A 26,211-nucleotide genomic window follows, 5' to 3' on the forward strand; every position below is an offset into this window, starting at 1 on the left:
TGAGACTAAAATATTAGTCTCACCCTTTTGTATTTATCTAGCTCCTGCAATATCCATTTTCATGGTGTAGACAGCGTTGCTGGCTGTAATGAAAAGGGTTTTTCTGTCTTTTCCGCCAAAGGTGACATTAGCAGTCCACTTTTGGGGAATGGGAATATGTCCTATTTGTTCTCCTTTGGGATTAAAGATGGTGACCCCATTGCCGGTGAGGTAAACATTTCCTTTTTCATCGATGGTCATGCCATCCGATCCCATTGAAACGAAGCGTGCTGGTTCTCCCAGTTCTCCGTTATTTTTCACGGCATATCTATAGGTTTTTTTATCACCAATATCAGCAATATAAAGTGTCTTGCCGTCCTTTGTTCCAATAATACCATTTGGTCTTACAAAGTGGTCTGCCACTATCTTTACTTCCTGTCCATCAGGACTTCGATAATAGACACGCTGGCTATCCATGTCCATTTCTGTTCTTTTCCAATAGGGCCTTTGATAATAAGGATCAGTAAAGTAAATTCCTCCTTTTTTGTCCACCCAGAGGTCGTTTGGGCCATTGAAGTTTTTGGAATTATAGCCATCTACCAAAACTGTTACCGCTTTGTTCTTATCAATTTGCCAAAGTTGGAAATTTTCATCAGCGCAGGCCAACAGCTTGCCTTGATTGTCAAAATAGAGTCCATTGGCACGACCAGCGTTTTCCATATAGGTATTTACTTCACCGGTTTCAGCTGACCAACGGTGGATGCTGTTATTGGGTTGGTCCGTGAAATATACATCCCCATTGGGAGCTACTGCGGGGCCTTCAGTAAAGGCAAAATCTTCTGCTATGAGTTTTGGACTTGTGTCCTTAGGAAAAAGATTTTTCTCCGAAGTTTTGCAGGAAAACATTAAGGAACAAATAGTGATAATAAGAAGTGGTCTGATTTTCATTTGCAAGGTCTTTTGGGTATTAAAAAGCCCAGTCCCAAACTATGATGGAACTGAACTAAGTGTTTTATAGAAAGTCAATGTCTACATTGAATGGGTATTTCATCAGATAATGCAGGGCGTCCTCTACTTTAAAGCCTTCAAAAAGCACTTTATATAGGTTTTCAGTGATAGGGGCTCTCATGCCAGATCCCTCCAAAAAGGTTTTCATCAGTTTGACGGTATTGATGCCTTCTGCCACTTCCTCCATACTATTGTTAATTTCTTCCAAGCTTTCACCTTGGGCAAGTCGGTAGCCAACGGTATAATTCCGAGAAAGTGTGGAGCTGCAGGTGGCCACTAAATCGCCAATTCCTGCCAAACCTATAAAAGATTGTGTTTGCCCGCCTAAAGCATTGCCTAGGTGGATTAATTCTACCATTCCCCTAGAGATCAATAGGCCTCTGGCATTTTCCCCCAATCCAAGTCCTGCCAATGCCCCAGAAGCAATAGCTATGGTGTTTTTTAGTACTCCACTCAACTCTACCCCAATGATGTCCTGATTTCCATAAACCTGAAATTTATCGGAACGCAAAAGCCGTTGCCCTTCAAGGATAACCTCATTGAAGCGGCTGGCAACCACGGTGGCAGCAGGTTGACCTTTCGAAAGTTCTTTTGCCAAATTGGGCCCTGCCAAGCATCCTACCCTTACGACCACCGTTTCATTTAAAATGACCTCACTCATGGTGCAGATGTTTTCCCTTTTGATTCGGTTGACATCTTCCAAGCTTTTCCCGTCAGGTAAGTTTAATGCTAGTCCTTTTGTGCCATGGATCAGGATGTGATAGGGGTGTAGAAAGGGAGCAAACTTTTGCATGACCTCCCGAAAACCAGAAGAGGAAACCACAGGAAACATTACCTCACATGAATCACAAATCAATTCTGGATCAGTGGTGGCGCTGATGTTTTCATGAAGGGTTCTTCCTTCAACGGTATGTTTTTGGTTGATTTCATCAACGATTTCCTGCTTTCGGGCATAGACGATTACCTTGCTTTTGGCAGCCAGTATATTCGCAATGGCAGTGCCGAAACTGCCTATTCCAATGACTCCAACGGGCTTGTCAGAATTATTTGAAGAGTTTTTCAAGGTCATAACCATCGAGTCTGTTGTGATAAAAATATAATAGGCTCATATCTTGGGTAGTGATTTGCCCTTCTTGGGTTTTGATCAAGGGACGTTTTGCATGGTACATACCTACATTGGAGAGGCCATGATTAATGATATCATCCAGACCTTGTTTGAGGTGGGGAGCCACATGGACCAGTCCCTCACTTCTTATCTCCATGATCCGGTTAAGCACTCTTTGGCATTCAGACCTAAAATCACTGTATTCTAAAATTAGATCTTCTTCAGGGAGTCTCAACAAGCTAAAAAGATCCATTTTATTATTGTTTTTCTTGATCATCTCAAAAGCCGTAAAGGCTACTAAATGACTACTGAAGATCCTGTTGATCTTATGGTATTCCTCAACAATCCTTTCTCCTAATTTTTGGGTGTATACCTCTTCGCGTTGCGGGTCCTCAGTAACTTTTCCATTGGAAATAAAGTAATCCCTGCAATCTATGATTCTGTCATCCTTGTCCAGGCTGTTTCCTTCCTTGTCTACATAATTGCCTAGAATGTCCATGGCTTTACCAATAGAAACAGAAATATCTGAACCCTTGGTAAAGAACTTTACTAAGAATTTGGAGATTTTATAAGAGGTGGAAAATTCGTCAGTTTCCTTATAATATCGTTCCTGACCAGTAAGACTAAGGTGTTCTTTGATCAGACTAGGAGCCTCCAAGACAAAATGGTAATTGATGGTTACGGGAACAATAAATACCTTGCCACCAATATCATTTAGGCCTTTTTCATAGTTGGCTCTTTGAGCGCCTATGGCAGTACTTAGAAGACCTAGCTTAAGTTTGGATTCTATTTTCCCACTTCTAGAGCGAGTACCACCAGGGAAGAATAAGCTATGACATCCAAACTGGATTGCCTCGCTGGAGTAGGTCTTCAAGGTTTCTAGGTAGATCAGGTTTTTCTTTCTGCGGTCCACCTTATAAGCACCCAAGGCATCCATAAAGTAGGCAAAGATCTGGATGTTAAAGAGGTTTAGTCCTGCGCCATATATAAAAGGAGGCATGCCCAATGTACTGATGGTCCAGCCAATGAGAATACTGTCAAGGTTGCTGAAATGGGTGGGAACCATGACTACCGTCCCCTTTGATGCTAAATTTCTGATTTGTTCAGTTTCTCCTATAATCTGGATTTTGTCCTCCAGGCTATATTGCTTGCTGAATATGGACATCAATCCTTTCACCCTACCTGCATTCAATAATCGGGAAAAGCCGAAGGTGACTATTTTTCTGGTTGCTTTATAATGGCTGTGTTTGAAATTACTGGCGATTTCCTCTGCATATCGGGAAGTGATATTGTCCAGAATTTCATGATAACCTTTCTTTTTTGATTCCTCGGAGCCATTGGTCTCCGAAGAAAGCTGCACTAAAGCAGATTTTACATTGGCCCAAAAATCATCTTCATCATCTGGGTCAACCAGCCAAGGATTTTGTTTGATGCGTAGTTTTTCCCTGTATAGTGTGGTCTCTAGTTCCTCTTTGAGGAGTTCTATATTGTTGCCCGTAATATTGATGACGCTATCTTTACTGTGAGAAGCGATTCTCTGCACGAATTCTTTTCGGCTTTTGGATAGCTTCACCACTGGCCACTCATCTTTTTGAGGAAGAATCGGGTCGTATTTGTGTTTGATATAATCGTCAGTCAATGGAAATAATTTTGTTGATTTTTCAAAGATAAACAAAAATTGAAGCTTTGATAGTAAGGAGAACTAATAAGCTAATGAAAACAAAAAAGGGATTTCAGCATGCCTTAATGAAGATTTTTTAATATTTTGGATAATCTTTTACCTAATGCAAAACTTGTCCCTTGATTACGCCCAAGTTAGCCCTTGTAATTTTATCGTTTTTGTTCTTTTCTGTGCCAATAGTTAATGCGCAGAAAGCAGCTGATGTGATTAACAAGCATGAGGTGTTTCTGCAGTTTGATAATGATGCGTTTGCTTTTTCTCGCTTTGACCGTTATTACACCAATGGGCTTTTCGTTGGTTATAATTATCTTTTAAATGAGCGGTCAAGACTCAAATTTAATTTGTCCCAACAAATCTTTACACCACAGAAGTATACCAGGACAGAGTTGAAATATTATGATCGGCCCTATGCAGGTGTTTTATATGGAGCAGGAAGTTTTCAATATTTTGTGAAAAAAGCTTGGTTTGAAGGGGAGTTGATGCTGGGGAAGATAGGTCCAGGCTCAAAGGCTGAGGATGTTCAGGTTTGGTATCATCAAATTTTTGGTTTTCCTGAGCCTAAAGGTTGGCGTTATCAAATTCAGAGTGGAGGGTTAATTAATCTAAAAGTCAAATCTGCCTATAATTTGATAGCTACAAAGCGTTTTGATTTTTGGCTAAACGGATCAGCGGCTTTGGGAAATTATGACAGGAGCTTGCAGTTGGGGCCATCCATTAGGCTGGGGAAGTTTTTGCCGGGTGAGCAAAGTTATATTTCTGGATCTCGATTAGGAGCCAAAGGTGATAAAGAGTTTTATCTGCATATGGGGACATTGTTTAAAAGGGTATATTGGAATGCAACTTTGCAGGGTACTGATCATGTGTCTAAGTGGAATCTGGTAACCATGGACCCTAAGCGTTTAGTCAATGAATTTTTTGCAGAGCTTGTTTTAGGCTATCCTAGATTTGGGTTTTCCTATAGGTTTTTTTACCGTACTCGGGAAACTCAGACTGCAAGTGGACAGTATTTAGGGAGTTTGAGGTTTTCCTACCTCTTTTAGATTTCTTCCCATAGGTTATAAAAACCAATTTGTTGTAGTGAATAAACGTGTCCTCCATTTTGTCAATGGCATATTTGATTGTATTATTGCATCACCAAAGACGTAATGAAACCAGACCTCCAACAAATACAAGCACCTATAGCATCGGAAATGACCGACTTCGAAAAGAAGTTCCGTTCTTTTATGAAGAGCAAGGTCAAACTTTTAGATCATATCACCAGCTATATTGTCAAAAGGAAAGGGAAGCAAATGCGACCTATGTTTGTTTTTTTGACTGCTGGAGTGACAGGAGGTATCTCGGAGTCTACCTATAGAGGTGCTGCACTGATTGAATTGTTGCATACTGCTACCCTGGTGCATGATGATGTGGTGGATGATGCCAATTACCGTCGTGGTTTTTTCTCTGTAAATGCTTTATGGAAAAATAAGATAGCCGTTTTGGTAGGTGATTACCTCTTGTCCAGAGGCTTATTGCTAAGTGTGGATAATGGGGATTTTGAATTGCTAAAAGTGGTTTCTAATGCGGTTAGGGAAATGAGTGAAGGGGAGCTTTTGCAAATTGCCAAGGCAAGGAAGTTGGATATCACGGAAGAAGTTTATTATACCATTATACGTCAGAAAACAGCTAGTCTGATAGCTTCTTGTTGTGCTGTGGGTGCCTTGACGGCGGGAGCTGAGGAGGAAGTAGTTGAAAAGATGCGTGATTTTGGGGAGAAAGTTGGAATGGCTTTCCAGATCAAAGATGATTTGTTCGATTATGGTGAGGATGAGGTAGGAAAACCGGTAGGTATTGATATCAAAGAGAAGAAAATGACGCTGCCTTTGATCTATGCGCTCAATAATGCCAGCTGGTCAGATAAAAAGAAGATCATCTATCTGATTCGTAATAAAAATGAAGATAAAAAGGCGGTGAATCAGGTCATTGATTTTGTAAAAACTTCAGGAGGGCTGAATTACGCAGAGGAAGTAATGAACAAGTTTTATAGGGAGGCCTTGGGTATTCTGGCTGGTTTGCCAGATTCGGATTATAAGGTTTCTTTGGAGAACTTGGTGAAGTATACCATAGAGAGGAAGAAATAGGTTTGTTTTGAGCATTTGAAAATACGTTTTGCCGTAGTTGAAGAACGTTTAATTAGATGTGTTTTTCTTTATTATGCCTCGTTTTTCATTGTTTTTTAAGTTTTAAAAAGTGAAATTTTTTGTTTTTGAAAAAATCATGGGATTTCCCCCCACTTTTTGGGAAATCATGTAATTCCCTGTAAAATTGTACTAAAATCCACCCTAAATAAGCCTTAAATCGGCTTTTTAAGACTGTGGATACTGTTTTGTTGTTGTCTTGGTTGCTGCATAACTTGGTGAAAACCAGTTGATAGCTTTGATATTTTTTATTCATTTATTGGGAAAAATCAAACTTTTGGATACATTTATAAAGAAGTGGGAAAAAGTGGGGAAAGGTGGTGGATTGTGTGATTGCTTTTATTACTTTTGTATTTGAACGAGACTCGATCGGAACAACATGGCAAACTTCTCTAGCGAATATTATTGCAAGCTTGACGCCAAAGGCCGTCTGGTTTTGCCTGCCAAACTAAAGGCGGCATTACCGGAGACTTATGGTAATGAGCTTGTTATGCGCAGGGGTTTTGATCCATGTTTGGTGTTATATCCTATGAATGAGTATCGCAAGTTGGACAGTCAGGTGTCTGCTTTGGATGATTTTGATGTAGATAAAAGGAGGTTCAAAAGGAATTTTTACCGTGGCAACACAGAAGTGGAGTTGGATTCTACTGGTCGCTTTTTAATTCCTAAACCTTTGTTGAGGTTTGCTGATATCACCAAAGAAGTGGTAGTCGTTGGTATGGGTAAGACCATTGAGATTTGGGATCCGGAGAGATATGAAGATTATCTTATCCAAGATCCTGAAGTTTTTGCAAGTGAAGCTAAGAAATATTTGTCCAATACAAACAAATGAGTGAGAGCGAATACCATATTCCCGTAATGCTCCTACAGTGCATTGAGGGCTTGGCTATACGTCCTGATGGCGTATATATTGATTTGACCTTTGGTGGTGGAGGACATTCAAAAGAAATACTTAAGCACTTGGGGCCTGAAGGGCACCTGTATGGCTTTGATCAGGATGATGATGCGGCTAGAAATGCTTTGGAGCATCCCAACTTCACTTTTGTGCAGGCTAATTTCAGGGACCTAAAGCGTTACCTCAGGTTGTATGGGGTAAGCCAAGTGGATGGTATTTTGGCGGATCTTGGGATTTCCTCCCACCAAATTGATGAGCCTAGCAGAGGGTTCTCAACCCGTTTTGATGGGGACTTGGATATGAGAATGAATCAACTTGGTAGTGTTACTGCCAAGGATGTATTAAATACTTATGAGGAGGAAAAGCTTCATAAGGTTTTCGGTATATATGGGGAAGTGAAAAATGCAAAGTCGCTTGCCCAGGCGGTGGTTTCAGAAAGGGCTAATCAGCCTTTTGAAACCATAGAGCAGTTTAAGCAGCTATTGCAAAAGTTAGCTCCTCGAAACAGGGAGTTTAAATATTTTGCACAGGTGTTCCAGGCATTGCGGATAGAGGTAAACGATGAGATGGGAGCTTTGGAAGATATGTTGTATCAGACGGTGGAGGTTTTGAAGCCGGGGGGGAGATTGGTTGTTATGAGCTACCATTCCCTTGAGGACCGTATGGTGAAGAATTTTATCAACAAGGGAAAACTACAGGGAGAGGTAGAAAAGGATTTCTATGGCAACCTTATTAGACCCTTGGAGCCGGTGAGCAGAAAGGCTATTCAGGCAAGTCCTGAAGAAGTCGCTGTCAACAACCGTGCGCGAAGTGCTAAGTTGAGGATTGCAAAAAAATTGTAGTCATGGAGGGAAATTCTTTCAAGAAAAAAATTAAAAGAGGGGCCAATGAATCTAGAAGGTCGGGGAACCCTGGTGGAGGGAATAACCTCTTTTCATTTATAGACAAAAAGTTCAAGATCAGTGATTGGCTTGGAGAAGGAATCCCGGTAAGGTTGGTGCCTCCTTTTTTGTATGCGGCCTTTTTGGCACTGATTTATATCTGGTCCAATCACAAGGCCGAAAGTACGATTCGTGAAATCGAAAAGCTGCAGCAGGAAGTGGAAGATCTTAGGGCTGATGTCACCACGCTTGAAGCTGAATATATGTTTAGTAGCAAGCAGTCTGAAGTGGCCAAAAAAATTGAAGTGTTAAATATTTACGAAATAGAGGAACCTCCAAAAAAGATTATAGTAGATAAATGAATATAAAAAAATCCATACTTCTGAGAGTAAGACTTGCCTTTTTGGCAATGGTACTCTTTGCAGGGGCTATTCTTTATAGGATAGCCCATGTTCAGTTTGTGGATGGAGATAAATGGCGCCAAAAGGCTGAAGATATTAATCTTCAGTATAGAAAGGTCAGTGCCACACGTGGCAATATATACAGTGCGGATGGTAGTCTTTTGGCGACGAGCCTTCCATTTTATAGGGTGGCCATGGATCCAGGTATCGCCAGTGAAAAAGACTTCAGGGCAGGTATTGATTCCTTAGCGATGAACTTGTCCAATTTCTATAAGGACAAATCCGCCAATGCCTATAAGCGCATTATTAATGATGCACGGATAGATGGTAGAAGGTATTTGGTGCTTAACAGAAGACAAATTGGATATCAAGCCAAACAAAATATGTCTACTTGGCCTATTTTCCGCAAAGGAAGAATGGGTGGTGGTGTATTATTTGAAAAAGTAGAAAAAAGGTATAGGCCATTTAAAAATTTAGCCGGAAGGACTGTGGGGTTTTTGAATGAAGACCGGTATGGTGCTGGATTGGAATATAGCTTTAATGGTTATTTGGAAGGGAAAAATGGGGAGGCTTTGTTTCAAAAGATTGCTGGTGGAACTTGGAAACCTGTCCATGATGCTGAAGATATTCGTCCGGAGGATGGTTATGATATTGTGACAACAATAGATATAAATATTCAGGATGTCGCTGAATCGGCTTTGCTGAGACAGTTGATGAACAAAGATGCTGAATATGGAAGTGTGCTAGTGATGGAAGTGAAGACAGGACATATCAAGGCCATTGCAAATTTGGAAAAGAATGAAAGTGGAAGCGGATATGGGGAGTACTATAATTATGCGGTGGGCGAGCAAGGTTTGACTGAACCAGGGTCCACTTTTAAGTTGTTGTCCATGTTGGCGCTTTTGGAAGAAGGTAAAGTAAACCTTAAAGACACAGTAGATACAGGTAACGGTTCCTATAAATTCTATAACCAAACCATGAGGGATGCCAAATACGGAGGTTATGGAAAGTTGACCGTAAGGGAGGCTTTTGAAAAATCTTCCAATGTGGGTATTTCCAAATTGGTAGATGAGCATTTTGGTGTAAAGCCAGAGAAATTTCTTTCCTATTTGGAACAAGTGGGAATGGACAAGCCGCTGGGTTTCCAAATTAAAGGGGAGGGCGTGCCGTATTTTAAGGATCCAAAAGATAAAAAGAATTGGTATGGAACTACTCTTCCGTGGATGTCCATTGGTTATGAGCTAAAAGTTTCTCCACTACATACATTGACATTATATAATGCGGTAGCAAATGGCGGTAAGGTAGTTAAGCCTATGGTGGTGCAGAGGATCCAAAAAGGCAATCATATTGAGGAAGAATTTGACACGGAGGTATTGAGGAGAAGCATTGCTTCATCGTCTACCATCAAACAGCTCCAGTCCTTGTTGGAAGGAGTAGTAGAAAAAGGTACAGCCAGAAATATCAGTAATAGCGAATATAAAATTGCAGGAAAGACAGGGACTGCACAGAAATTAGTAAATGGAAGATATACTAGGAGATATTATACTTCCTTTGCTGGGTATTTCCCGGCTGATGATCCTAAGTACAGTATGATCATTGTCATTGACAGTCCAAAAGGATTTAATGCTTATGGCGGGGATGTTTCAGCCCCTGTATTCAAAGAGATTGCTGATAAAATATATGCCCAAGATCTAAAGTTGAACAAGGAGGAAGAAAAAAGTGCCCCTGCTGCCCCGCAATTATCACAGGTGGTTTTTCCTTATATACAAGCTGGAATGGCAGATGAACTCCAGATGATCTGTAATAAGTTTGGGCTTTCCAATCATTATGACGGGGCAGACAGGTGGGTGAAATCTTCTGTTGTAAACAGGTCCATTAATTGGAAATCCAATAAAGTAGAAGCGCCAATGGTGCCAGATGTTTCAGGAATGACACTTAAGGATGCTTTGTATGTATTGGAGAATAAAGGATTACGTGTGGATTATATTGGAAGAGGAAGGGTGAAAAAACAGTCGGTTCCAGCAGGTTCCAATATTTCAAAAGGTGGATCAATAAGAATAGTACTAGGTTAATGATGACGCTAAAGGACATATTGTATAAAGTTTCGCTGACCTCTACTACCGGTGATATGGAAGTAGCAGTGAAGGATATTGTCTTTGACAGCCGTAAAGTGAGCGAAGGCGTTGTGTTTGTAGCAGTGGCAGGGACTCAAGTTGATGGACATGATTTCATAGATCAGGCCATAGCCAAAGGGGCGAAAAGTATCGTCTGTGAGAAGATGCCGGAAAAATTACAGGCCGATACAACTTATGTAAAAGTTGTCCATGCTGCCAATGCCTTAGGAGTGATGGCTTCCAATTTTTATGACAATCCCTCCAGTAAATTGAAAGTTCTTGCAGTAACCGGAACCAATGGTAAGACTACCTGTGTCACCTTACTTCATCGTCTATTTATTGAGTTAGGCTACTTGACTGGTATGCTTAGCACGGTGGAAAATAAGATCAATGAAAAGATCATTCCAGCGACACATACTACTCCAGATAGTGTGGCGATCAATAAGTTGATGGCTGATATGGTTGAGGCTGGATGTACTCACTGTTTTATGGAAGCAAGTTCTCATGCCATTGTTCAAGAAAGAATGGCCGGACTACACATCAGTGGGGCAGTGTTTACCAATATTTCCCATGATCATTTGGATTATCATGGAAGCTTTGATGAGTATATCAAAGCAAAGAAAAAGTTATTTGATGATTTGCCAAGGGGTGCATTTGCCTTGGTCAATGCCGACGATAAAAGGGGGATGGTAATGCTTCAGAATACCAAAGCCAGCAAACATACTTATGGTTTGAAGTATCCTACGGATTTCAAAGCAAAGGTGCTAAGTAATACCCTTCAAGGGTTGGAGTTGGATATTAATGGTAAGCAGGCTTGGTTCCGACTGATAGGAGAATTCAATGCTTATAATCTTTGCAGTGTTTTGGGGTCTGCGATATTATTAGGAGAGGAAGAGGAAGAAGTTTTAACCCAGCTCTCTAAAATCAAAGGGGCCCATGGAAGATTTGACCAAATAGAAATAGCAGGCATAACAGCAATTGTGGATTATGCCCATACGCCAGATGCATTGGAGAATGTGCTGAAAACCATACAGGGTGTGAGAACTGGAGGGGAAAACGTGATCACTGTAGTGGGATGCGGCGGTAACCGGGATAGGGCCAAAAGGCCTCTGATGGCAAAAATAGCTACAGAATTTAGTGAGAAAGTGGTGTTGACTTCTGATAATCCCAGGGATGAGGAACCCATGGATATTATCAGAGAAATGGAAAAAGGAGTGAACCCAGTGGCCTTTAAAAAAACAGTGGTAATCGCTGACAGGAGAGAGGCCATCAAAACTGCCTGTGTAATGGCTGTAAAAGGGGATATTATCCTTGTTGCAGGAAAGGGGCATGAGACCTATCAGGAAATCAAAGGTGTAAAATATCCTTTTGATGATTTCCAGACCATAACAGAATTGATGCAATTAATACATACAACAAAATAGATAAATGCTTTACCATCTTTTCGAATATATCGACAGTAATTTTGATTTTCCTGGTTCGGGTTTGTTCAGGTACATTTCCTTCCGAGCGGGATTGTCTGCTATGCTGTCTTTGATAATTACGATCACTTTTGGTAAAAGTATTATCAATTGGATTAGAAAACAACAGATTGGAGAAACGGTAAGGGATCTTGGCTTGGCCGGACAATCAGAGAAAAAGGGTACTCCAACCATGGGGGGACTGATGATGATTGCTGCCATTATTATCCCTACACTTTTGTTCGCTGATGTATACAATATTTACATCATCCTTCTGCTGGTCACAGTTGTCTGGCTAGGCGGAATAGGCTTTTTGGATGACTATATAAAAGTCTTCAGGAAGAACAAAGAAGGGCTTGCCGGTAAATTCAAAATTATTGGTCAAGTGGGAATGGGGATTATCGTTGCGATTACTCTTTTCTACCATGAAGATGTGGTGGTAAGGGAGTTCCAAACCCCTGTTTCCATCGAAGAAGGCGTGGTAGAAACTCCCGCATATAAGGATGTGAAGGTGATGAAAACCACCATTCCATTTATGAAAAACAATGAGCTCAATTATGAGAATTTCTTTGGGTTTATTGGGGATGGAGTTACACCTGTTTTATACACCCTATTAGTGATATTTATTGTTACCGCGGTATCAAATGGGGCCAATATAACAGATGGGATAGATGGCCTGGCGGCAGGGACATCAGCGATTATCGGCTTGGCCATAGCGATTTTTGCTTACCTCAGTGGTAATGCGATTTTCTCCCAGTACCTCAATATCATGTTTATCCCCAATTCTGGTGAGTTGGTGATTTTCTGTGCAGCATTTTTGGGGGCTTGTGTAGGCTTCCTATGGTACAATTCTTATCCCGCTCAGGTGTTTATGGGTGATACGGGTAGTTTGATGTTGGGCGGAGTAATTGCTGTTCTTTGCCTAGTATTGAGAAAAGAGCTTTTGATCCCTGTTTTATGTGGGATTTTTGTAATAGAAAACTTGTCGGTAATTATTCAAGTGGCCTATTTCAAATATACGAAGAGGAAATACGGTGAAGGCAGAAGGGTCTTTAGAATGTCTCCATTGCACCACCATTATCAAAAAGGAGGGATTCCTGAGTCCAAGATCGTTACCCGTTTTTGGATTGTAGGGATATTGTTGGCGATTATCACATTGGCAACTTTAAAATTAAGATAAGTAATGAAGAAAATAGCCATACTGGGTGCTGGTGAAAGTGGGCTTGGTGCAGCATTGCTGGCCAAGAAGAACGGCTATGATGTATTTGTCTCAGACGGAGGCAAAATAAATACTGAAAGAAAGAAATTATTGGCGGAGGCAGGTATTGCTTTTGAAGAGGAGCAAAATAGTGTGCAGCGTATTTTGGATCAGGGAGAAATCATTAAGAGTCCTGGAATCCCTTATAGCAATGCCATTATAAAGGAAGCCTTGGAAAAAGGAATTCCAGTGATTGATGAATTGGAGTTTGCTTATGGTTTTACTAAGGGAAAGGTGATTGCTATTACTGGAACCAATGGGAAAACCACCACCACGCTTTTGACCTACCACCTGATGAAAAAAGGTGGACTTGATGTTGGAATTGGGGGCAATGTAGGGAGAAGCTGGGCTGCCCAATTAGTGGAAGAAGATCATGATTGGTGGGTGCTGGAGGTGAGTAGTTTCCAAATTGATGGATTCAAAACACTTAAACCTCGGATTGCGGTACTGACCAATATCACGCCTGACCATTTAGATCGGTATGATTATAAGCTGGAAAATTATATTCATTCCAAACTGAATCTTTTGAAGCAGATGGATGATGAAGATGACTTCATTTATTTCAGTGAAGACAGTAATATATGGAAAGGCTTATCGGATTTGATCGTGAAGCCTAGCGTGCATGAAGTGTCATTGGAAAAGATCGTGAAGGAGGGAAGTTTCTTCAATGGTACTGAGGTGAAGATCAATCATGATGAACATATGGTTTCATTCCCAGAAAGTGAAATGTCACTTAGGGGGACGCATAATATGTTGAATGTGATGTGTGCGGCCAATGCAGCATTATTGGCAGGAGCAAAGGAAGCAGCTATCAGGGAAGGCCTGGCTGATTTCAAGAATGCCCCTCACAGGATGGAGCAGGTGGCTGTGATAGATGGAGTGGTATTCGTGAATGATAGCAAGGGGACCAATGTGGATGCTACCATTTATGCCTTGGCAGCTTTCAAGGAGCCATTGATTTGGATTGCAGGAGGAGTGGACAAGGGCAATGAGTATGAAACGACAATGTCTGAAGTGAAAGGACATGTGAAGATCTTGATCTGTTTGGGAAAAGATAATGAAAAGCTGAAAAAGGCTTTTACAGGAGTGATTCCAGAGATTCTGGAAACTCAGGATATCACAGAAGCGGTGAGATGGGGATATGAGAAGGGAAAGTCCGGGGATGTGGTTTTGTTGTCACCGGCCTGTGCAAGTTTTGACTTGTTCAAAAACTATGAAGATCGAGGTGATCAATTTAGAGAAGCAGTAAAAAAGTTGAAGCAATAAAAGTATGGTAGCGGTCAAAACTTGGATCGACAAGAACTTAAAGGGTGATCCCATTATTTGGGGGATTGTGATGGTGCTTTCCATCGTCAGTATCCTGGTGGTTTATTCTGCTACTGGGACTTTGGCTTATCGTAGAATGGGCGGTAATACGGAGGCTTATTTGATCAAGCATTCCTTTTTGGTGCTTTTGAGTTTGGTGGTGATGTGGGGAGCGCACAAGTTGCCTTATAAGTACTATTCAAAGTTGAGTTTGATGGCATTGTGGGTGTCAGTACCTCTTTTGGCTATAACCTATTTATTTGGATCCAATGTGAATGATGCCAACAGATGGTTGACCATTCCCTTGATCAATCAAGCATTCCAGCCCTCTGATTTGGCTAAATTGGCCTTGATAGCAGCGGTGGCAGGGATGTTGGCCAAGCGTCAAAAGAATATTCAGGACTTCAAGCGAACATTTATTCCTGTGATGATCTGGATAGGAATGATCTGCATGCTGATTGGATTGGCGAATATGTCCACGGCAGTGATGTTGCTTTGTACCTGTTTGCTTCTGATGTTTATCGGTAGGGTTCCGGTGAAGTTCCTGATAGCGGTTTGCCTTATTGGCTTCCTTGCGTTGACCTCTGCCATTTTCTTGGGACAGCGCGGAGGAACTTTCTTTTCAAGGATAGAAAACTTTATGTCTGAAGAGGAAATTCCTTATCAGGCACAGCAGTCATATATGGCCATTGCCACTGGTGGTATTGCCGGCAAGGGTCCAGGGAATAGTGAGCAGAGAAACTCTTTGCCACACCCATACTCTGATTTTATCTACGCCATTATCATTGAAGAATATGGCATGATCGGGGGCGGGGTAGTCTTGTTCCTATACCTGGCATTGCTCTACAGGGGGATGCGGGTCGTAGCTGTTTCGAATCGGCCATTTGGGGGCTTGCTTTCTGCAGGTCTGAGTTTTGCCCTGGTGATACAGGCCATGGTAAATATGGCAGTTGCAGTAGGCTTGGGGCCTATTACCGGTCAGCCATTGCCATTGCTCAGTATGGGGGGGACCTCTTTATTGTTCACAGGGATATCCCTGGGAATTATTTTAAGTGTTAGCCGTGGAGATCAGGAAGATGGTTTTGCCGGTGATGCCAATACAATTAGAAAAAACGCCATGCAAATGGCACAATAAATATAATAGTCTATCAAAGAGAAGGAAATATATCGCATAATGATCAGTGGTGGTGGAACGGGTGGACACATCTATCCTGCCATAGCTATCGCCAATGCCTGGAATGAAAAACATCCAGACAGCGAAATCCTATTTGTTGGGGCAGAAGGGAAAATGGAAATGCAGAAGGTTCCAGAAGCGGGATATCCAATTGAAGGTTTGCCAGTGGCAGGGCTTCAAAGGAGATTGACCCTTGAGAACTTGAGCTTTCCCTTTAAGCTTTGGGACAGCATCAATAAAGCAAAGAAGCTGATCAAGCATTTCCGGCCTCATGCCGTGGTAGGTGTAGGCGGATATGCGAGTGGTCCTTTATTGTATGTAGCCCAAAGAAAAGGTATTCCTACTTTGATACAGGAACAAAACTCTTACGCTGGACTGACGAATAAGTTGCTGGCCAAAAAGGCAATGGCCTTTTGCGTGGCCTATGATGAGATGGATAAGTTCTTTCCTTCAGATAAGATCCATTTTACTGGAAATCCAGTAAGGAAGGATATCCTTCATCTGGCAGATAAGAAGGTAAAGGCACTTGAGCATTTTGGCCTTGACCCTGCAAAACCAGTGGTTTTGGTATTGGGAGGAAGCTTGGGGGCAAGGACCATTAATAATGCGGTGGTGACATCCATGAAGCATTTTGAAAAGAAAGGATATCAGCTGCTTTGGCAGACAGGTAGATTTTATATTAAAGAAATGCAGGGGAAGCTAAAGGGTGCTGGACTGAAAAGCATTCATGCTTTGGAATTTATCAGGGAAATGGACTTGGCTTATGCTGCGGCTGATATGGTGATATCCAGGGCAGGAGCGCTGTCTGTATCAGAGTTGAGCCTAGTGGGCAAACCAGTGATCTTCATTCCTTCTCCTAATGTGGCTGAGGATCACCAGACAAAAAATGCCCTCGCCTATGTGAGGCAGGAGGCCGCCTTGATGCTTGGAGATGATGAAGCAGTTTCTGGCCTTGCAGGTAAGGTGGATGAACTGATGAACGATAAATCCTTGCAAGAAAAGCTAGGAAAAAACATAAAGAAAATGGGCAAGCCTGAGGCTGCCCTTGAAATAGTAAAAGAATTGGAAGCATTGATCAAATGAAGTTGGACAAACTACATAGCGTGTATTTCTTAGGGATCGGAGGCATTGGCATGAGTGCCATAGCAAGGTGGTTTAAACATGTGGGCATACCTGTGTTTGGCTATGACCGCACACCTTCACCATTGACCAAGAAATTAGAGGAAGAGGGAATGGTAATCACCTATGAGGATAGTTTGGAAACCATTCCTGCACGGATTAAGTCTGACAAGGAAAATGTATTGATCGTGTGGACACCGGCCATTCCAAAAGATAATGTGCAGTTGCAGTTCTTCCAGAATGGTGGCTATGATCTGAAAAAACGCTCAGAGGTTTTGGGAATGATTACCCATGCTATGTATACCGTTGGGGTGGCAGGAACCCATGGCAAGACGACTACTTCTTCTATGGTCGCTCATATGCTAAAGAGTGCGGGGAAAAATATTGCGGCCTTTTTGGGAGGCTTGACCCAGAATTATGAGAGTAACCTTATTCTACATGATGAGGAAACCAATGAGCAAGCTACAGTGGTAGTTGAAGCGGATGAGTTTGATCGTTCCTTTCTAAGGCTTCATCCCAATGTGGCTGTAGTGACTAGTGTGGATGCTGATCATTTGGATATTTATGGTGATGCTCAGGAGCTTACAAGGAACTTTGAAAAGTACATCAGTTTGCTTCCTGAAGATGGCTTATTAATTATTCAAAAAAATGCCCTGAAAAAACTAAATAGGAATGGTTTTGGCGGAATGACTGTGCTTGAGTATGGTCTTGAGGAAGGGGAAATAAGAGCTGAAAATATTAAGGCAGGTATTGCTTCTTTTGAATTCGACTATGTCTCTGAAGAGAAGATTATCAAAGGCTTGGTTTTGAAGGTGCCAGGTTTCCATAATGTGGAAAATGCCCTTTCAGCAGTGACTATCGCCTTACATTTTGGCGTTGGGGAAAAAGATATCCGCGAAGGACTGGAGAGTTTCAGAGGAGTGAAGCGACGTTTTGAAATTAAGCGCCAGGATGAAAAAGGAGTTTATATAGATGACTATGCGCATCATCCCGAAGAGATCAAAGCCTTCTTGGGGTCAGTAAAAGCCATGTATCCAGATAAAAAGTTGACAGCCATATTCCAACCACACTTATTTACAAGGACCAGGGATTTCGCTGATGGTTTTTCTGAAGCCCTATCTATAGCTGATGAAGTGGTATTGTTGGATATATATCCAGCGAGAGAACTCCCAATAGAGGGCGTGAATGCTGCCATGTTAATGGATAAGATAAATGCTGCTGAAAAGTCCCTTCAAAGCAAAGAAGACTTGATGGACTTTTTGGATAAGAAGCGGCCAGAGGTCCTCGTGACTTTGGGAGCAGGAGATATTGACAGACTTGTGGATCCAATCAATAATTTGATAGCAACATGGGATTGAAGGATGTTAAAATAAAGCAATCATTTGTTTTCACGGCCTTGTTGTTGGTCTTGTTGGTATTCATAGGCTTTGTAGAAAAAAAAGGAGCTGAGAGGAGTTACCATGGATTATCGGTCAAGGTCAAAGGAATAAGTGATGTCTATTTTGTAGAAGAGGAGGAAATATCCTCCATGTTGTTGAAGGAATTTCCAAGTCTTAGTGATGGTGCCAAGCTGGAGAATATAGCCTTGAGGAATTTAGAGGAAAAAGTGGAGAGCCATCCTTTTGTAAAAAATGCAGAAGTGTATACGGACCTAAAAGGGGATGTTTTGGTAACAGTAGATCAATATAGGCCAATGGCCAGGATTACTAGACCCTTGGCTGCAGATGGATACATTTCTTCAGAGGGTTTGATTTTGCCTACTTCTACCCATTATACCTCTAGGGTATTGATTGTAAACGGGGCTTTGGCGAATGAGCTGCTGGCGGCAAAGGATCTGACCAAGAAGCATCAGGGGCTGTTAGATCTGATCAACTTTATTGATCAAAGTGAATTTTGGAGTGCCCAGATCGCCTCCTTGGAAATAGACAGAAATGGAAATATAAATATGTACCAACAGGTGGGAAGGCAGAAGATAGAGTTTGGAAAGCCTGAGGACCTAGAATCAAAATTTAATAAAATCAATCTCTTTTATGAGGAGATTGTCCCAGAGAAAGGCTGGGATGCCTATACAAGGGTGAATGTGGAATTTAAGGATCAAATCATTTGTGAATAATTGATATAGCTATGGAAACTGACAAATTAATCGTAGGACTGGACATTGGAACCACAAAAATTTGTGCCATCATTGGGCGCAAAAATGAGTTCGGAAAATTAGAAGTGCTGGGCATGGGTAAGGCCGTGTCTGACGGAGTAATCCGCGGCATAGTTACCAATATTGATAAAACCGTTAATGCTATACAGAAAGCAGTTAATGAGGCTTCTGATATGGCAGAGGTAGATATCAGAGAGGTAATTGTCGGTATCGCCGGACAGCATATTCGCAGTTCCGTACATCATGGTGTGATCATCCGGAATACCAAAGATGATGAAATCACCATTGAAGATGTCCGTCGTCTTTCCAATGATATGGAGAATATTGTTGTTCCTCCTGGCAATACGATTATTCACGTAATGCCACAGGATTATACGGTTGACTATGAAGATGGGATCAAGGATCCAGTGGGTATGTCAGGTGCCCGCCTTGAAGCCGACTTCCATATTATTACCGCCCAGACCACAGCTATCAATAATATTAACAGATGTGTTAAAAGAGCCGATCTTCATTCCAAGGATTTGATTCTTGAGCCACTTGCCAGTTCGCTTTCAGTCCTCAGCGATTTGGATAAAGAGGCTGGAGTATGCCTAGTAGATATCGGTGGTGGTACTACGGACATCGCTATATTTTACGATAATATCATCCGTCATACAGCGGTTATTCCATTTGGAGGGAATATCATCACATCTGATATCAAAGAAGGTTGTATGGTAATGCAGAACCAAGCGGAATTATTGAAAACCAAGTTTGGCCGTGCCATAGCTGAAGAGGCCAATCCTAATGAAATCGTATCTATTCCAGGTTTGAGGAACAGACCACCAAAGGAAATTTCGGTAAGGAACTTGGCTTGCATTATCGAGGCAAGAATGGAGGAGATCATTGAGATGGTCCAATCTGAAATCGTAGCAAGTGGACTTTATAAGAAATTGGCTGGAGGAATAGTCCTTACAGGAGGTGGTTCACAGCTGCAGGGTGTTGGTCAATTATTCGAATATATGACAGGGCTTGATACTAGAATCGGTTATCCAAATGAGCATTTGGGCAAATCTAAAATAGAGGAAGTGAAGAGCCCGATGTATGCCACCACAGTAGGTTTGGTATTGGCTGGATTTAAAGCCTTGGACGATAGAGAAGATTACTACCGTCAGCGTCAATCTGTTCCTGTTGAGGGGAAAAACGAGCGCAGACCGATGGAAATGCCAGGTAAAGATATTTTTGGAAGTATCCGAAAAAGATTGAAGGATTTTATCACGGACGATATCGGGGACGATAGCAACTATTAATACAGATTAGAAAGATTTAGAAAGAGTAATAAAGCATTTAGAAATAACAGTTCACCAAAAATTGAGGAAATAATGTCAGATATCATGAAAGATTACAAATTTGATATTCCTAAAAATCACAAGTCTATCATAAAGGTGATAGGTGTGGGAGGCGGTGGTTCCAATGCTGTGAACCATATGTTCAGCCAAGGAATAAAAGATGTGGAGTTTGTGGTAGTAAATACCGACTCCCAAGCATTGAAAAGCAGTCCTGTTCCTTTAAAGCTTCAGATTGGAGCACACCTTACTGAGGGACTTGGAGCAGGAGCTAATCCTGAGAAGGGGAGAAATGCCGCTTTGGAAAGTAAAGAAGAAATCAGAGAGCTGCTTTCTGATAATACCAAGATGGTGTTCATCACTGCTGGTATGGGTGGTGGTACCGGTACTGGTGCTGCTCCAGTGATCGCTAAGATTGCCAAGGATATGGATATCCTTACAGTAGGTATTGTTACTGCACCATTTATTTTTGAAGGTCGTAAGAAGACTGGTGCTGCCCAAAGGGGGATAGAGGATTTAAGAGCGAACTGTGATACCGTATTGGTTATCCTTAACGATAAACTAAGAGAGGTTTACGGTAACTTGCCGATCCGCTCAGCTTTTGGTAAGGCGGATAATGTTTTAAGTACTGCTGCCAAATCCATCGCGGAAATCATCACTGTTCATCAGGATGTAAACGTCGATTTCGAGGATGTAAAAACAGTAATGAAGGATGCCGGTGCTGCTGTAATGGGATCTGCTACCGAGGAAATGGAAGGCAGAGCCATCAAAGCTGCTGAGAAAGCCATTGCTTCTCCATTGTTGAACAATGTGGATATCAAGGGCGCTGAGAAGATCCTCTTGTCCATCATGTCAGGAGAGGAAGAAGAACTTTCAATGGATGAATTGAGCGAAATCACTGAATATATCCAAGAGCGTGCTGGTGACGATGCAGAGGTGATCTTCGGTCAGGGTATTGATCCGGACTTGAAGAAAGCTATCCGGGTTACGGTAATCGCTACTGGTTTTCAGGCAGGCGCATTGACCAAAGAAGAGGCCGATAAAGCAAAAAAAGTAGAGCAGGAAAAAGAAGAAAATGCTAAAAAGGTAATTGACTTGGACTCTGGTAAGACTACCAAAGTAACTGAGGATACAACAGCTACAGCTGGTCAGACCTTTACCTTTACGGTGCAGCAGCCAAGTCCTGCAAACAATAGACCTGAGGAGCCAAGTGCATCTTCTGCGCAACCGTCTAAGCCACAAGTACAGCCTCAAAGCCATGTGGAAACGGAAGAAGACTATAATCAGCCAAGTACAAATTCTTCTGAAGATGAATTTGAGTTTGTACCTGCGAATCCTGCTGCTGATTCTAGAAAAGTAACTCCATTGTATGACGAGGAACCTCAAGCTGAGCAGCCTAGTGCACCAAGATATGAGGAGCCTAGTCAGTCCAATGCTGCGTATACCAATGATTACTATGAGCAGATCAAGCAAAAAGCCATGCAACGCGCTCATGAGCGTTTTGAGAGATTAAAAAATCTTAGAGCTGCAAACCAAACGCCAGAAGAGTTTAAGGAAAAGCTTGATAAGCCTGCTTATTTAAGGAAAAATGTAAAACTCCAGGATGTGCAACATAGCTCAGAAACCAACATTTCTAAGTTCAATTTGAACGATGATAATGAAATTCTGGGCAATAACCGGTTTTTACATGATAATGTTGATTAACTAAAAGTTAATCAACATTTCTGCCTGGGATTTTAAAAGGTCTATGTAAAGCTTGTTGGTGAGCAAGTTATTAGACATGTTTTCCTCAATTTTTGCAAGTTTTGGTTTACTCGCCAAAACATGCATTCCCAGGTAGTTGAATATGTCGGTCAGGTGGCTCAATGCGATGCCACCGCCGCCTATTCCAGAGGAGAGCCCCACCAAAGCACATTTTTTGTTCCTAAAGGTATTGGGATAGGTCATTCCATCTATAAATGATTTTAATATTCCAGGAAACGATCCATTGTATTCCGGAACGATAAACACGAATTTGTCTCCAGTTTTTATTTGATCATGAAGTTGGTTATAATCTTCGTTTTGCCCATTGTTTTCATATAGGGCTGTAAAGACAAAATCGTTTGGAAGCTTCCTTAGATCAATTAACTCAGATTTTACCCCTAATTCTTTTAGAATTTCCTGGTACAGAATGCCTATGCTTTTTGATAATGCGTTTTTTCTATTGGTACCTATAATAATTTTAATCATGAATAAGTCTTATTCTTGTTAAATTGATCTTTAATATACAATATCGTAGTGTATAAAGTTCTAATGATATTTTATTAGCCTCAAAGTAAGATTGTAGTTTGTCCAATTCCAAGAAAACATGAAAAAAGGAAGTACAGAAGCATATAGTGACCAAATAAGTCAAGCCGTAAATTTTATTCAGGGAGCATACACTGGTCAGCCCAAAATCGGGGTGATTTTGGGCACGGGACTTGGTCAGTTGATAGATCATGTTGATGTAGAAAAGACCATTTCCTACGCGGATATTCCATATTTCCCCATTTCCACTGTAGAGACCCATACAGGTGAATTGATTTTTGGTAAGCTATCTGGGGTTGATCTTATCATCATGAAAGGTCGGTTTCATTATTATGAAGGTTATAATATGAAGGAAGTGACCTTTCCGGTAAGGGTGATGAAAAAACTGGGGATAGGGAAATTAATAGTGTCAAACGCCGCGGGAGGATTGAAACCTGATTTTAAAGTGGGGGATGTGATGATCATCAATGATCATATTGATCTATTTCCGGAGAATCCACTGAGAGGGAAGAATTTGGATGATTTTGGTGTAAGGTTTCCAGACATGAGTGAACCTTATTGTTTAGCGTGGATAGAGGAAGCATTAAAAATTGCCAAGGACAAGGGGATCAATGCGCATCAAGGTGTATATGCAGGGGTTCAGGGACCTAATTTGGAAACCCGGGCAGAATACAAATATTTAAGAACCATAGGAGCAGATGCTGTGGGGATGAGTACGGTACCTGAAGTGATTGTAGCACGACAGATGGATATGCCAGTGTTTGCTATTTCAGCCATTACTGATTTATGTTCACCTGGTAATATCAAGAAAATTTCAATTCAAGAAGTGATTGCAGCCGCGGCCATAGCAGAACCAAAGATGACTGCAATAGTCAAAGAATTGGTACATAAATTATAGAGGTTTATCCAGTTTTTATGTTGATTAAATTCCAAGATGCTTTGCGTCAACATTTCAAAAAGAGCAGGCTTTTTTGTAAGTTAAGGAATGGCAAATTACAGATTGAAAATTTTGGAAAAAGAGCCATTGACACATGATGTCAATAGGTTCAAATTGGAGAAACCGCGTGGCTTTCAGTTCAACCCTGGGCAAGCTACAGAGGTGAGTTTGCTAAAAGCAGGGTGGGAAGCAGAAAAGCGTCCTTTTACATTTACCAGTTTGCCCTCTGACGATTATTTGGAGTTTATTATCAAGTCTTATAAGGGGCATGAAGGCGTAACCAAAAGACTTGGTAATGCGGAAGTGGGTGATGAAGTAGAAATAGGAGATGCCTGGGGGACAATCAGTTTTAAGGGTGAAGGTGTTTTTATTGCAGGAGGGGCAGGAATTACCCCATTTATAGCAATTTTAAGACATCTGCGAAAGAAAAATAAAATTGGTAATAGTATGTTAGTGTTTGCCAATAAAACGAATGATGATATTATTCTTTATGAGGAACTTAAAGCGATTCTTGGGCATAAATTCCTCAATATTATATCTGACCAAAAAGATACTGCCTATGATAAGGGCTTAGTTAATAAGGCCTATTTAAAAGATAAAATTGGCCATTTCGATCATCAACATTTTTATGTATGTGGACCCGGCGGGTTTATGAAGGCTGTTATGGGTGGACTGAAAGACTTGGGGGCGAATCCCGAGGCTTTGGTATTTGAAAAGTAAATTTTCTTAAGCGAAATATATCAAAGAAGGCTGTTAAATTAATTGACAGCCTTCTTTGATATTAAAATTTATTATTGCTGATCCATATAATCTACAGTTAAATAACTTAAGGCCCTTACTCCGATTTTAAGACTTTCTTCATCAATGAAGAAATCAGGAGTATGGTGGGCGGCTACTTTTGTAGGATCTTTTCCCTTTGGCATTCCACCCAAAAAGATAAACAAACCAGGAGCTTGCTGTTGAAAATAACTAAAATCTTCCGCTCCGGTGATAGGGTCATGGTATATGACGTTTTCTTCGCCAGCTACTGCATAGAGTGTTTGGAGCATTTTTTCGGTGAGTTCTGGATTATTGATGGTGGAAGGGTAAATTTTGTCAATTTGAATGTCCACCTTGGCTCCGGCTGCCTCAGCTGTATGACTTACGATTTCGCGAATTCTTTTATGAATAAGCTCTTGCTGTTGTGTTCCATAAGTTCTGATGGTGCCGAGCATTTCAACTTTCTCAGGGATGATATTTTGGCGTACGCCCCCATGGATGCTCCCAATGGTAACAATAGCTGGGTTTTCAGTGATATTTACATTTCTGCTGATGATAGTCTGTAGGGAATTAACGATTTGTGCTGAGGTCACTATAGGATCAACTGATGACCAAGGATAGGCCCCGTGAGCTTGACGGCCATTGACAATAAGCTTAAGGTTATCAACTGCGGCCATCGCGGGACCAGGCCGGTACTTAATTTTGCCTACTTCAGTTTGAGAGTTGATATGCAGCCCAAAAATCGCATCCACCTCTTTCATAACACCTTCTTCCACCATTTGTTTGGCTCCCCAAGAATCAATACCGGGATCAAAGACACCTTCTTCTGCTGGTTGAAAGATAAATTTGACATTTCCATGTAGGTCATCCTTCATGCCTGCCAATACTTCTGCTACCCCCATTAAGATCGAAACATGAGTGTCATGACCACAGGCATGCATGATACCTGTTTCCTGATCATTATATATGGTGGTCTTGGTAGACTTAAATGGTAAATCGTTTCTTTCAGTAACTGGCAAGGCATCCATATCTGCCCTCAGTGCAACAGTGGGGCCTTCATGACCACCTTTCAAAAATCCGACGACACCCGTGACCGCTATATTTTCTTTTACCTCTAATCCCAGTTGTCTAAGGTGTTTTGCAACTAAGGCTGCAGTCCTGGTTTCTTGGTTACCCAATTCAGGATTCTGGTGGATATCCCTCCGCCAATCAATTACCTTAGATTCGATGGCAGAGGCAGTTTGATCGATTTTTTTATGTAATGGGTTTTGTCCGAAAGAAAGGGTGCTTATTAGAAAGCAAAAAGAAGTGAAAAGGCTTTTGTACATGGTTGAATGATTGGTTTAATTAAAAGTAGGAAAAATTAGAAAGTATTAAAATGGGTGGATTTAATAACTTTTAAGAAGTTTTTAGTTTGAAACTATTTTATTCTAGAAAAAAAAGGAACAATTTGTGTTCGTATTTCATTAAGGAAGTTCAAATAAAATCAATGAGATATGGAATTATCAGGTAAAAGGGCCATCGTAACTGGCGTGAGCAAAGGAATTGGATTAGAAGTGGTAAAACAACTTCTTGAAAAGGGAGTTCAAGTAGCTGGATGGGGCAGGACTAGTCCTCAATTGGAAAATGAGTATTTTCATTTCATCAGCTGTGATGTGTCTGATGAGGAGTCTGTTGGTAATGCCTATGATGAAACCAAAAAGATAATGGGGGATGACCTCAGGATTTTGGTCAATAATGCTGGATTTGGCGTTGCAGGAAATATTGAGGAAATGGATACGGCTGATTGGAAAGCCATGTTTGATACCAATGTACATGGAATTTTCTATACCAGTAAGAAAGTTATTCCCAATATGAAAAAGCAGGATGAAGGACACATACTTAATGTCGCTTCTATTGCAGGATTAAACGGGGTAGCTAAATTTGCAGGGTACTGCGGTACAAAGCATGCTGTTAAAGGGATTTCGCATGCCATGTATATGGAGTTGAGGGATTATGGGATAAAAGTTTCCACCATTTATCCAGGATCCGTTCAAACCAATTTCTTTGATGATATCGAAGGAATGAATGCCCATGAAAATATGATGCGTCCAGAGGATGTGGCAAGCACCATTGTCCAGACTTTGGAAACACACCCCAATTATTTTGTGGCTGATGTGGAATGTCGACCACTAAGGCCAAAAGGAAAACAATAAAAA

The 26,211-nt window shown here is 41.3% G+C and carries 23 protein-coding genes; 18 read left to right on the forward strand and 5 right to left on the reverse strand.

Features of this window, described 5'->3' with window-relative positions; genetic code table 11:
* Nucleotides 1–33: 33 nt before the first annotated feature.
* From H7U17_RS02350 to H7U17_RS02360, 3 genes are all read right to left on the reverse strand, one after another.
* Nucleotides 34–927 (reverse strand): SMP-30/gluconolactonase/LRE family protein, encoded by an 894-nt coding sequence (locus tag H7U17_RS02350; RefSeq protein ID WP_186754375.1) that lies wholly within the window; start codon nucleotides 925–927, stop codon nucleotides 34–36.
* A gap of 64 nt (nucleotides 928–991) precedes the next feature.
* Nucleotides 992–2,056: an NAD(P)H-dependent glycerol-3-phosphate dehydrogenase gene (locus tag H7U17_RS02355; RefSeq protein WP_186754377.1), complete on the reverse strand. Its 1,065-nt coding sequence runs from the start codon at nucleotides 2,054–2,056 to the stop codon at nucleotides 992–994.
* Nucleotides 2,031–3,731 carry a 1-acyl-sn-glycerol-3-phosphate acyltransferase gene (locus tag H7U17_RS02360; protein ID WP_186754379.1) on the reverse strand — a complete coding sequence of 567 codons (1,701 nt, stop codon included), beginning with the start codon at nucleotides 3,729–3,731 and terminating at the stop codon, nucleotides 2,031–2,033. Before H7U17_RS02360 ends, H7U17_RS02355 begins: the two co-directional genes overlap by 26 nt.
* 161 nt (nucleotides 3,732–3,892) lie before the next feature.
* On the opposite strand from H7U17_RS02360, the gene H7U17_RS02365 reads away from it, so the two are divergent.
* The 15 genes from H7U17_RS02365 (at nucleotide 3,893) to ftsZ (ending at nucleotide 21,735) form a co-directional block, all read left to right on the forward strand.
* Entirely contained in the window at nucleotides 3,893–4,813 is a 921-nt protein-coding gene (locus H7U17_RS02365; RefSeq protein WP_186754381.1) for a lipid A deacylase LpxR family protein, read from the forward strand.
* Between the two features lie 105 nt (nucleotides 4,814–4,918).
* Nucleotides 4,919–5,893 carry a polyprenyl synthetase family protein gene (locus H7U17_RS02370; protein WP_186754383.1) on the forward strand — a complete coding sequence of 325 codons (975 nt, stop codon included), beginning with the start codon at nucleotides 4,919–4,921 and terminating at the stop codon, nucleotides 5,891–5,893.
* A gap of 436 nt (nucleotides 5,894–6,329) precedes the next feature.
* Nucleotides 6,330–6,782, forward strand: coding sequence for a division/cell wall cluster transcriptional repressor MraZ (gene mraZ, locus H7U17_RS02375; protein ID WP_186754385.1), 453 nt, complete (start codon nucleotides 6,330–6,332; stop codon nucleotides 6,780–6,782).
* Nucleotides 6,779–7,687: a 16S rRNA (cytosine(1402)-N(4))-methyltransferase RsmH gene (gene rsmH, locus H7U17_RS02380; RefSeq protein WP_186754387.1), complete on the forward strand. Its 909-nt coding sequence runs from the start codon at nucleotides 6,779–6,781 to the stop codon at nucleotides 7,685–7,687. Before mraZ ends, rsmH begins: the two co-directional genes overlap by 4 nt.
* A gap of 2 nt (nucleotides 7,688–7,689) precedes the next feature.
* On the forward strand, nucleotides 7,690–8,088 hold the full coding sequence (locus H7U17_RS02385) for an FtsL-like putative cell division protein (protein WP_186754394.1): 399 nt from the start codon (nucleotides 7,690–7,692) through the stop codon (nucleotides 8,086–8,088).
* On the forward strand, nucleotides 8,085–10,199 hold the full coding sequence (locus H7U17_RS02390; protein ID WP_186754396.1) for a penicillin-binding protein: 2,115 nt from the start codon (nucleotides 8,085–8,087) through the stop codon (nucleotides 10,197–10,199). The genes H7U17_RS02385 and H7U17_RS02390 overlap by 4 nt, the downstream gene beginning before the upstream one ends.
* The gene (locus tag H7U17_RS02395) at nucleotides 10,199–11,665 is read left to right on the forward strand and encodes a UDP-N-acetylmuramoyl-L-alanyl-D-glutamate--2,6-diaminopimelate ligase (protein WP_186754398.1); all 1,467 of its coding nucleotides are present in this window, start codon (nucleotides 10,199–10,201) and stop codon (nucleotides 11,663–11,665) included. Before H7U17_RS02390 ends, H7U17_RS02395 begins: the two co-directional genes overlap by 1 nt.
* Before the next feature lie 4 nt (nucleotides 11,666–11,669).
* Nucleotides 11,670–12,881, forward strand: a complete 1,212-nt coding sequence (gene mraY, locus H7U17_RS02400; RefSeq protein ID WP_186754400.1) for a phospho-N-acetylmuramoyl-pentapeptide-transferase — start codon at nucleotides 11,670–11,672, stop codon at nucleotides 12,879–12,881.
* Nucleotides 12,882–12,884: 3 nt separating this feature from the next.
* Entirely contained in the window at nucleotides 12,885–14,225 is a 1,341-nt protein-coding gene (gene murD / locus H7U17_RS02405) for a UDP-N-acetylmuramoyl-L-alanine--D-glutamate ligase (RefSeq protein ID WP_186754402.1), read from the forward strand.
* A 4-nt stretch (nucleotides 14,226–14,229) separates the two neighbouring features.
* Nucleotides 14,230–15,399, forward strand: a complete 1,170-nt coding sequence (locus tag H7U17_RS02410; protein WP_186754404.1) for an FtsW/RodA/SpoVE family cell cycle protein — start codon at nucleotides 14,230–14,232, stop codon at nucleotides 15,397–15,399.
* A gap of 39 nt (nucleotides 15,400–15,438) precedes the next feature.
* Nucleotides 15,439–16,521 carry an undecaprenyldiphospho-muramoylpentapeptide beta-N-acetylglucosaminyltransferase gene (murG, locus tag H7U17_RS02415; protein ID WP_222439113.1) on the forward strand — a complete coding sequence of 361 codons (1,083 nt, stop codon included), beginning with the start codon at nucleotides 15,439–15,441 and terminating at the stop codon, nucleotides 16,519–16,521.
* Nucleotides 16,518–17,915, forward strand: coding sequence for a UDP-N-acetylmuramate--L-alanine ligase (murC, locus tag H7U17_RS02420; protein ID WP_186754406.1), 1,398 nt, complete (start codon nucleotides 16,518–16,520; stop codon nucleotides 17,913–17,915). The genes murG and murC overlap by 4 nt, the downstream gene beginning before the upstream one ends.
* A complete protein-coding gene (locus H7U17_RS02425) occupies nucleotides 17,906–18,670 on the forward strand; it encodes a cell division protein FtsQ/DivIB (RefSeq protein ID WP_186754408.1) in 765 nt (254 codons plus the stop codon). Before murC ends, H7U17_RS02425 begins: the two co-directional genes overlap by 10 nt.
* 11 nt (nucleotides 18,671–18,681) lie before the next feature.
* A complete protein-coding gene (ftsA, locus tag H7U17_RS02430; protein ID WP_186754410.1) occupies nucleotides 18,682–19,995 on the forward strand; it encodes a cell division protein FtsA in 1,314 nt (437 codons plus the stop codon).
* Nucleotides 19,996–20,079: 84 nt separating this feature from the next.
* Nucleotides 20,080–21,735 carry a cell division protein FtsZ gene (ftsZ, locus tag H7U17_RS02435; protein ID WP_186754412.1) on the forward strand — a complete coding sequence of 552 codons (1,656 nt, stop codon included), beginning with the start codon at nucleotides 20,080–20,082 and terminating at the stop codon, nucleotides 21,733–21,735.
* On the opposite strand, the gene H7U17_RS02440 is transcribed toward ftsZ, so the two are convergent.
* Nucleotides 21,736–22,260, reverse strand: a complete 525-nt coding sequence (locus tag H7U17_RS02440) for an NADPH-dependent FMN reductase (RefSeq protein WP_186754414.1) — start codon at nucleotides 22,258–22,260, stop codon at nucleotides 21,736–21,738.
* A gap of 118 nt (nucleotides 22,261–22,378) precedes the next feature.
* Between H7U17_RS02440 and H7U17_RS02445 the strand changes: the two genes are divergently transcribed.
* On the forward strand, nucleotides 22,379–23,215 hold the full coding sequence (locus H7U17_RS02445; RefSeq protein ID WP_186754416.1) for a purine-nucleoside phosphorylase: 837 nt from the start codon (nucleotides 22,379–22,381) through the stop codon (nucleotides 23,213–23,215).
* 87 nt (nucleotides 23,216–23,302) lie between these two features.
* Nucleotides 23,303–23,974 carry an FAD-binding oxidoreductase gene (locus tag H7U17_RS02450; protein WP_186754418.1) on the forward strand — a complete coding sequence of 224 codons (672 nt, stop codon included), beginning with the start codon at nucleotides 23,303–23,305 and terminating at the stop codon, nucleotides 23,972–23,974.
* 71 nt (nucleotides 23,975–24,045) lie between these two features.
* On the opposite strand, the gene H7U17_RS02455 is transcribed toward H7U17_RS02450, so the two are convergent.
* Nucleotides 24,046–25,341, reverse strand: coding sequence for an amidohydrolase (locus tag H7U17_RS02455; protein ID WP_186754420.1), 1,296 nt, complete (start codon nucleotides 25,339–25,341; stop codon nucleotides 24,046–24,048).
* A gap of 168 nt (nucleotides 25,342–25,509) precedes the next feature.
* On the opposite strand from H7U17_RS02455, the gene H7U17_RS02460 reads away from it, so the two are divergent.
* Nucleotides 25,510–26,208, forward strand: a complete 699-nt coding sequence (locus H7U17_RS02460; protein ID WP_186754422.1) for an SDR family oxidoreductase — start codon at nucleotides 25,510–25,512, stop codon at nucleotides 26,206–26,208.
* Nucleotides 26,209–26,211 lie beyond the last annotated feature (3 nt).

This window comes from Echinicola salinicaeni (assembly GCF_014280965.1).
Classification (GTDB): Bacteria; Bacteroidota; Bacteroidia; order Cytophagales; family Cyclobacteriaceae; genus Echinicola; species Echinicola salinicaeni.